This is a genomic window from Mangrovibacterium sp. (assembly GCF_059905295.1).
In genome coordinates this window covers 1-8746 of the sequence record NZ_JBZQJF010000037.1, presented here as the reverse complement: position 1 = coordinate 8746, position 8746 = coordinate 1, and the positions used below count along the sequence as shown (strand labels likewise).

The following is an 8746-nucleotide window of genomic DNA, read 5'->3' as shown; positions in this document are numbered from 1 at the left end:
CTACTTTTTATCGAGGGTAGGAAGCGAACCGGAAGCTTAGTGAAGCCGGGAAGCTCCGACGACAGAAGGAGATCACCCGGCTGAACTTAGCTTTCAGGAGCTGATACCTGAAGATAAAAATCAGCCTTGACTTTTTTTGCCTACTTTTTGGTGTTAAGACAAAAAAGTAGGTGGGGTTTGGGGCAACGCCCCATCGTTTGTCTCAAGCCGGACTGGCTTTAACTTTCTTCCTGCAGTCGAAGAAAGTTAACAAAGAAGACCGCCGCTGAATGAAAAAGAGCTAAACCCAGTTTCCGCGTGCTAAAATTGTTCAAACTCCTCCTCCGGCAGTGGCCGGACTCGTCGGACAGGCCCAATTTTTTAACGCACGCTCCAACTGGTTTCTTAACGCTTTTTTTCATTAGGCGGGGACGCTTCGAGCTTACACTTATACGCCAAGGTTCCTTCTTGGAATTGGCCTACTTTTGGGTTCAAGCCAAAAAGTAAAATCCGTCCGATACAAAATAACCTTTCTTATACAAATTAGAAGTGAAAGACCATTCACTGAGACATCTAAAGAAGAGACTTTCAGAAAAAAAAGGAGCCCTTCAGGACTCCTTTCTTCATATCTATTTTCTGGCAATTATCTCAAATCAACAACATCAACTCCCGGATGGGCAGCTTTATCAAAATTGAAAACACTGTCGGCAACATCAACATTGGTTTTCATATCTTTGACATCAATGATGTAGGTATTTCCGTCAGCACCCGACATCTCGGCTTTACTGATCAGCATCCGGTCCTTATCAATCCAGATACGAATCTTCGTGTACTCAATATCATCGTTTTCAGGAAACAGGTCAATTACGTAGTTCTGTTTACCGTTCAATGCTTGCTCTTCAACAAACTTATAGCTAAAACCATTTTCATAAATCGTGAAGATCTTTGAAGGGTTCATTGCTTCACCTGATTCTGCATCCATCGGCGAAATAGTTACCTCGTTGGCATCTTTCATATAGCTGGAAACGTCTTTGCCATCACAGTAAATTTCGAGACCCAGTTCCTTCAGTTTCAACAGGTACTTATCACCTTCCATGATAATATTCCCTTTGTTTTCCTCATGGATATCCATTTCTTTATTCTCCATGATATAATCAAAAGTAGCCTGGATTGTTTTGTAGGATTGCGTTGTTTTAGTAACGTTCTCCAGAATAGATTTTGCCTTTTGATCAACCTGCGCTGATGCTGACAAAACAAATAGGACAAGTCCAACTAGGGACAAAAGTTTTTTCATATTCTTTCAATTTCTTTTTTACATGTTATTCAATAATTGTTCCAAACTATATTCATCCTGAATCATCACCTGGCGGGCTTTACTTCCCTCACTGGGACCAACGATTCCGGCAGCCTCCAACTGATCCATGATACGTCCCGCACGGTTATAACCGATGGAGAATTTACGTTGAATCATGGATGTAGACCCCATTTGGTTCATCACCACAATTTTAGCAGCATCATTAAACAGTTCGTCGCGATTGCTCAAATCCGTATCCATCGGTCCGCCATCACCTTCGCCAACATACTCCGGTAACATAAAGGCCGTAGGATAACCTTGCTGGCCCGAGATATAGTCACAAATACGATCAACTTCAGGGGTATCAACAAAAGCACACTGCAAGCGTGTCATGCTGCTGCCCATCGCAATCAACATATCCCCTTTCCCAATCAACTGGTTGGCTCCCGGAGTATCCAGAATGGTGCGCGAATCAATCATCGACGCCACCTTAAAGGCAATACGGGTCGGGAAGTTCGCTTTAATCACACCGGTGATAATGTTGGTTGACGGCCGTTGCGTTGCAATAATCATATGAATACCCACCGCACGCGCCAACTGAGCAATACGGGCAATTGGCAACTCAATTTCCTTACCGGCTGTCATAATCAAATCGGCAAACTCATCGATAATAACCACAATGTAGGGTAAGAAACGATGCCCCTTTTCCGGATTCAACCGACGCTCGGCAAATTTAGCGTTATATTCTTTAATATTTCGGGCATGAGCTTTTTTCAGTAAATCATAGCGGTTATCCATCTCAATATTCAGAGAGTTTAAAACATTCTTCACTTTCTGAATATCGGTAATGATAGGCTCTTCGTCATCAGGCAACTTCGCGAGGAAGTGCTTTTCAATCGTTGAATAAAGGCTCAACTCCACCTTTTTCGGGTCAATCATCACCAGCTTCAATTGCGACGGATGTTTCTTATACAACAAAGAAGTGATGATCGCATTCAGCCCAACCGATTTACCTTGTCCGGTAGCCCCGGCAACCAAGATATGCGGCATCTTCGCTAAATCGATCAGGAAGGTTTCGTTTGAAATGGTCTTACCCAATACAACCGGTAATTCGGCATTGCTCTCCTGAAATTTCTTCGACGAAACAATGGAGCGCATGGAGACCACCTCGGGCTTCTGGTTCGGCACTTCGATACCAATTGTCCCTCGTCCCGGAATCGGTGCAATGATCCGAATTCCCAAAGCCGCCAAACTCAAGGCAATATCATCTTCCAGGTTTTTAATCTTCGAAATACGAACCCCCGGTGCAGGCACAATCTCGTATAGTGTAATCGTCGGCCCGATAGTCGCCCTGATTTTGGTAATTTCAATTTTATAATGTCGTAGTGTTTCTACAATCTTATTCTTGTTCGAGATTAATTCCTCGTTGCTAACCTCGTTGCTGCCTGCCGGATGGTCGTCCAGCAGATCAACCGTTGGAAACTTATAATTCGACAAGTCCAGCGTCGGATCATAAGGCTCATCACCAACAGCTGCCTGGTAATCTTCATCCGTTTCCTCTTGAATTTTTTCCACGGTCATTTCCAGCCCGTCCTCATCTTCTTCCGATTGTGGCTCGCTATCGTGATCATCACCGTGCATTTGCCGCTCAACCTCCTGTTGGACATCCGAGGTATCTATTTTATGATCAAACTCCAGGTTGTCATCGTCAAACACTTCACCGGTATCCGGATCAAAATTAGTCTCTACGGTATCGTGCTCGGTAATCACCTTCGAGATACTGCTGTCCTGGTCAACCAACTCGCCCACTTTCACATCTTCATCGCGCATTTCAGGAACATCCTCCTCTTCAACCTGCTTTCGTGCAAAGATCTTTTTCAGCCAGGGAATAAACTTGTCGGTTCCGGCCAAAACGATGAGGAACAAGCTACATAGCAGCAGCAGGAATGTTCCGATAAAACCAACCATCGAACTCAACCAATTAGCCATAAACAAACCGAACCTGCCTCCCAGGTAAATCGAGCTCGTAGCACCAAAGCCGGAAAGCATCAATCCCATAAAGATTGAAATCCAGAAAATCAAAACGATACTAAAGGTAAAAGCCCGTCTATATTTAACCAACGGACGTTTAAAAACCTCGAAAGAGCTAATGATAATGAGATAGACAAACAAGAAAGAAGAAAGTCCAAAACCACGGTTTATAATGACTTCGCTGAGATAAGCACCTGTTTTTCCGGCCTTATTTTGCACCCTAATATCCGCACTTTTAATCAGCTGCCGCCAGGAGATGTCCAGTTTACTCTGATCGGCTGCTCCGTAGATTAAAAAGGAGATGAAAGCAATTAACAAATAGATACCAAATACAAAAAGTAAAAATCCCAGTGTATACCGAAATTTTTCATTTGTAATCAGGCTTTTCAATTTGGAGGTTAAACCTGTTTTGGTTTTCTTGTTTTTGGTCTGTTTCTTTTTTACCATGAGATTTTGTAAAATTCGATTGCAAAGTTAACGAATTTTGGACCGATATTCTTGCCTAACCGAAGAACTAAAAATGTTTTACAGGTTCATTTTATCAACAGCAAATTATTGAAAATTAATCATATTGATTTTAAGCTCGCTTAGCATACTGCAGCTAAATGCTCTGTGTCAGAATCTTCACACATCTGTATTTTCAGAATGCGAAGACTGGCACTCTTAGAACCAAACAAGGGGTTAGCAGTATCCCGCTTCTCCACCAAATCAAAACAAAAAGCAGCTTTTTAACCAATTGCAATCCTTAAGTTTGTTTAGACCGATAAGTGTATTATATCGTATAAATTAAGGTAACCCACTGTATCCTATGAATAAACTCGCAGTGATAGCATTAGGAGGCAACGCGCTTCTACGCGACAATGAAATTGGCACGATTGAAGAACAGGAAGCCAACACGATTGAAACCATCGAAAATATTGTATTCCTGATCAAGGAGGGTTATAACCTGGTGATTACGCATGGTAACGGCCCTCAGATTGGCAATATCCTGATGCGGAACGACGCCGGCGAACAACTGTACAACATTGCTCCAATGCCTTTAGACATTTGCGTTGCCGACTCACAAGGAGGTATTGGCTATATGATTGAACGTATCTTGCGTAATGTTTTGAACCAGCATCAAATTACCCGACCGATTATCTCGATGATCGGCATGGTAACAGTTTCGCCCGATGATCCGGCTTTTGCAAACCCGGCCAAGCGCATCGGAAAAACCTACACAAAAGATGAAGCTGATTTGCTGGAGGCAACGAAAGGCTGGCAATTTAAACCAAGCGGCAAAAATCATGATGGCTGGAGGCGGGTTGTTTCGTCTCCCACCCCAATTGACCTGTTGAATAAAGATGTAATCGGGAAACTGGCTCGCGAAGGGAATATTGTGATTACTGCCGGAGGAGGAGGCATTCCGGTTTATTTTGATGCAAATAACAACTTGCACACTGTTGATGCCGTAATAGACAAAGATATGACCTCGTCGCTATTAGCAGCAGAAATTGGAGCTGACGAGTTTTATATCTTGACAAATGTCCCCTACATTTATAAAGATTATGGACAACCAACACAGGAAAAACTTGAATTTTTAAATTATGAGGATACCCTAAAACACCTTGAAAAAGGTACTTTTGGTGAAGGTAGTATGGCTCCCAAAATAATCGCTGCACTTAATTTTCTGAAGCGAGGTGGTCGTAAAACAATTATCACCGAAGCGAAAAAGCTAGCTGATAAATCTTTTGGTTCTAAAATTACAATGAAGTATGAATCTTAAAAAACATAAACACGATGACAATTAATCTTGAAAACAGACATCTACTTAAAAACAGACATTTTTTGAAGATTATTGATTTCTCTGCTGATGAAATCAATTTTTTACTCGATCTATCGGCCAAATTTAAGCATGATAAAAAAAAGGGTATTGAAAATCAGCAGCTCAACGGAAAGAAAATTGCCCTCATTTTTGAGAAAACATCGACGCGTACCCGTTGCGCCTTCGAGGTAGCTGCTTATGACCAGGGTGCACATGTTACCTACCTGGGACCTAACGACTCACAAATTGGACACAAAGAGTCCATGAAAGATACCGCTCGGGTATTAGGTCGTATGTTTGATGCAATCCAATATCGCGGCTATGGACAGGAGATCGTTGAAGAAATTGCCAAACACGCCGGAGTTCCTGTTTGGAATGGTCTTACAAACGAATCTCATCCAACACAAATCCTGGCAGACCTGCTAACCATTAAAGAATACATCGACAAACCATTATCAGAAGTTAAGCTTTGCTATTTAGGCGATGCCCGGTACAATGTCGGTAATTCCCTCATGGTTGGTGCCACAAAACTAGGGCTTGACTTCCGGATTGCTGCACCTAAAAGTTTCCATCCAACTGATAAATTGATTGCACAATGCCAAGAACTTGTGAAAGAATCCGGTGGAAAATTAACGATCACCGAAGACCTTACCCAAGCTGTAAAAGACTGTGATTTTCTATATACCGATGTGTGGGTGTCCATGGGAGAACCGGAAAGTGTTTGGGAAGAACGGATCCGATTATTGAAGCCATACCAGGTCAATCAAAAAGTACTTGAACTCACCGGTAATCCGAATGTCAAGTTTTTACATTGCCTGCCGGCCTTCCACGATACAGAAACAAAAGTCGGACAGAAAATATTCGAAAAATTCGGAATTACAGCAATGGAAGTTACCGACGATGTATTTGAGAGTAATGCCTCCATTGTATTTGATCAGGCCGAGAATCGGATCCATGCGATCAAAGCAATCATGGTAGCGACCTTATTCTGATAACATCCAATTTAAACCAAGGATACGTTCTTTGCAGGAGTTCTGTGAAGCTTCGCAAAAATTAGAACATGTTTGTCCAATAGTCGACTTAATAAACAAAATTATGCCGGAATTCAGCAATCTATCCCTATTTTGGAAACCACCGGAGGGAAATTCGGCTATCTTTGTGCGCTGAAAAATTTTTAAATATTTCATTATGAAAGCATTTGTATTCCCCGGTCAGGGAGCGCAATTCCCGGGAATGGGAAAAGACCTTTACGAAAACTCTCCTTTGGCCAAAGAATTATTTGATAAAGCCAACGAAATTCTTGGTTTCAACATCACTGAAATCATGTTCGAAGGAACCGTTGACGATTTAAAACAAACCAAAGTTACCCAACCTGCAATCTTCCTGCACTCGGTAATTTTGGCGAAAACCCAAAAAGAATTCAAACCTGAAATGGTTGCCGGTCACTCATTGGGTGAATTCTCTGCATTGGTTGCTAACGGCGCCCTGACTTTCGAAGATGGGTTGAAACTGGTTTCGCAACGTGCACAAGCCATGCAAAAAGCTTGTGAATTGCAAGCTTCAACGATGGCTGCCATTGTAGGATTGGATGATGCAACTGTTGAAGAAGCTTGTTCTTCAATCGAGGAAGTTGTTGTTCCTGCCAACTACAACTGTCCGGGACAGCTGGTTATTTCCGGTTCAATCGAAGGGATCGACAAAGCCTGTGAAGTGCTGACTGAGAAAGGTGCAAAACGTGCTTTGAAATTGGTTGTTGGTGGTGCTTTCCACTCACCGCTGATGGAACCGGCCCGCGAAGAGTTGGCTGCTGCGATTGAAGCAACAACAATCAGCACTCCTGTTTGCCCGGTTTACCAAAACGTAAACGCTCAGCCTGTTTCTGATCCTGCTGTGATCAAAGAAAACCTGATTGCTCAGTTGACTGCACCGGTAAAATGGACACAAACTGTTGAAAACATGTTGCAAGACGGAGCCACTACATTCACTGAAATTGGCCCGGGTAAAGTATTACAAGGATTGATCAAAAAAGTGAACCGCCAGGCTGCTACAGCTGGTATCGACAGCTACGTAGCTGAATAAGTTTCAACTTTTGACAAAATACAGAAAAGGAATTGCACAGCTTGCAGTTCCTTTTTTCGTTTATTGAAGCTGCAATTCTTCAAACTCCTTGCTCTACGCCCCATGCCCCACGCTCTTAGCCCTACCCCAGCAACTCAGGCGACACCTGACTCAATTGAATCCCGGTGATTTCAAAGTCGGCCAGGTCAAACTCCATAAACGGATCTTCTTTCAAAAAAGTCATCAGGTCTTCGCGGCTTTCAACTTTGGCCAGTATAACACCTCCTGTTCGCGGGATCTTCTTCCCGGTTAACAGAAAGTTTCCGCTTTCAACATAACGCTTTACAAAATCAATGTGCGGCTCAAAATAAGGTTCAACCTGTGCCAGTTCCACTTTATATTCGATGGTAATCAGAAATAACATGTACAATTTATTTTTCGACTAAAATACAAAAAGCAAGGGAGCTTCTGCCCTATTTTGTTGAAACCAACAGACTTTTCACCGCTGCATATTACAACAGCCAAAGCCCCAATTAAAAACCCATTTCAAAACGGTTTAAATTAACTTTAAATCGGAAAATAGTCAATTGAGTACATGACGAATACCAGCTTTTTAGGTTACTTTTGGGGTGAATTTTCAGAAAAAAGTAAATCTTTCCAAAAAATTAAAACAGATGACCATTAGTGCATTACAAAAAGCCAGGGCTCAATACCAGCCTAAACTACCTAAATCTTTAAAAGGCGCTGTGAAAATCGTAGATGGTGCCAAAACTGAATCCGTAGCCGACCAGGCCGAAATCAAAGAATTATTCCCAAATACTTACGGCATGCCGTTGTTGACTTTCGAGGCAACAGACGCTGCTACAAGCGTAGATCCTGTTAATGTTGGTGTAATCCTTTCAGGAGGTCAGGCTCCGGGTGGACACAACGTAATCTCAGGTATCTTCGATGGTATCAAAAAACTGAACGCCGACAGCAAACTGTATGGTTTCTTAGGTGGCCCAGGAGGATTGGTTGATCACCAATACATGGAAATCACTGCTGACTACCTCGAAGGTTATCGTAACACAGGTGGTTTCGATATTATCGGTTCAGGCCGTACCAAACTGGAAGAAGAAGCACAATTCGACAAAGGTTTGGAAATCCTGAAAAAACTGAATATTAAAGCTTTGGTGATCATCGGTGGTGATGACAGTAACACAAATGCTTGTGTGTTGGCTGAATACTATGCAGCTAAAAACGCAGGAGTACAAGTGGTAGGTTGTCCAAAAACAATCGATGGTGACTTGAAAAACGAAATGATTGAAACTTCATTCGGTTTCGATACAGCTGTTAAAGTTTATTCAGAATTGATTGGTAACATCCAGCGCGATGCTAACTCAGCAAAAAAATACTGGCACTTCATCAAACTGATGGGACGTTCAGCGTCACACATCGGGTTGGAAGCTGGTTTGCAAACTCAACCGAACATCACTTTGGTATCGGAAGAAGTTGCTGAGAAAAAGCAAACATTGGGTGAAATCGTTGACTACATGGCCGGCATCATCGCTAAACGTGCTGAAAACGGTGAAAACTTCGGT

At 42.5% G+C, this 8746-nt stretch carries 7 protein-coding genes; 4 read left to right on the top strand and 3 right to left on the bottom strand.

Going from position 1 to position 8746, the window contains the following annotated elements; genetic code table 11:
• Positions 1-622: 622 nt before the first annotated feature.
• Entirely contained in the window at positions 623-1273 is a 651-nt protein-coding gene (gene lolA1 / locus AC37HE_RS02335; RefSeq protein WP_500781165.1) for an outer membrane lipoprotein periplasmic chaperone LolA1, read from the bottom strand.
• Between the two features lie 18 nt (positions 1274-1291).
• Positions 1292-3751, bottom strand: coding sequence for an FtsK/SpoIIIE family DNA translocase (locus tag AC37HE_RS02330; RefSeq protein WP_500781164.1), 2460 nt, complete (start codon positions 3749-3751; stop codon positions 1292-1294).
• A 361-nt stretch (positions 3752-4112) separates the two neighbouring features.
• On the opposite strand from AC37HE_RS02330, the gene AC37HE_RS02325 reads away from it, so the two are divergent.
• The 3 genes from AC37HE_RS02325 (at position 4113) to fabD (ending at position 7187) form a co-directional block, all read left to right on the top strand.
• Positions 4113-5069, top strand: a complete 957-nt coding sequence (locus tag AC37HE_RS02325) for a carbamate kinase (protein WP_500781163.1) — start codon at positions 4113-4115, stop codon at positions 5067-5069.
• A 14-nt stretch (positions 5070-5083) separates the two neighbouring features.
• On the top strand, positions 5084-6100 hold the full coding sequence (gene argF / locus AC37HE_RS02320) for an ornithine carbamoyltransferase (RefSeq protein ID WP_500781162.1): 1017 nt from the start codon (positions 5084-5086) through the stop codon (positions 6098-6100).
• A gap of 196 nt (positions 6101-6296) precedes the next feature.
• Positions 6297-7187: an ACP S-malonyltransferase gene (gene fabD / locus AC37HE_RS02315; RefSeq protein ID WP_500781161.1), complete on the top strand. Its 891-nt coding sequence runs from the start codon at positions 6297-6299 to the stop codon at positions 7185-7187.
• Positions 7188-7308: 121 nt separating this feature from the next.
• Here the strand turns inward: fabD and AC37HE_RS02310 are convergent, their stop codons facing one another.
• Complete coding sequence (locus tag AC37HE_RS02310) at positions 7309-7590, bottom strand: YciI family protein (protein ID WP_500781160.1); 282 nt, start codon at positions 7588-7590, stop codon at positions 7309-7311.
• A gap of 250 nt (positions 7591-7840) precedes the next feature.
• Between AC37HE_RS02310 and AC37HE_RS02305 the strand changes: the two genes are divergently transcribed.
• A partial coding sequence (locus AC37HE_RS02305; protein WP_500781159.1) for a diphosphate--fructose-6-phosphate 1-phosphotransferase occupies positions 7841-8746 on the top strand: 906 nt, incomplete at its 3' end.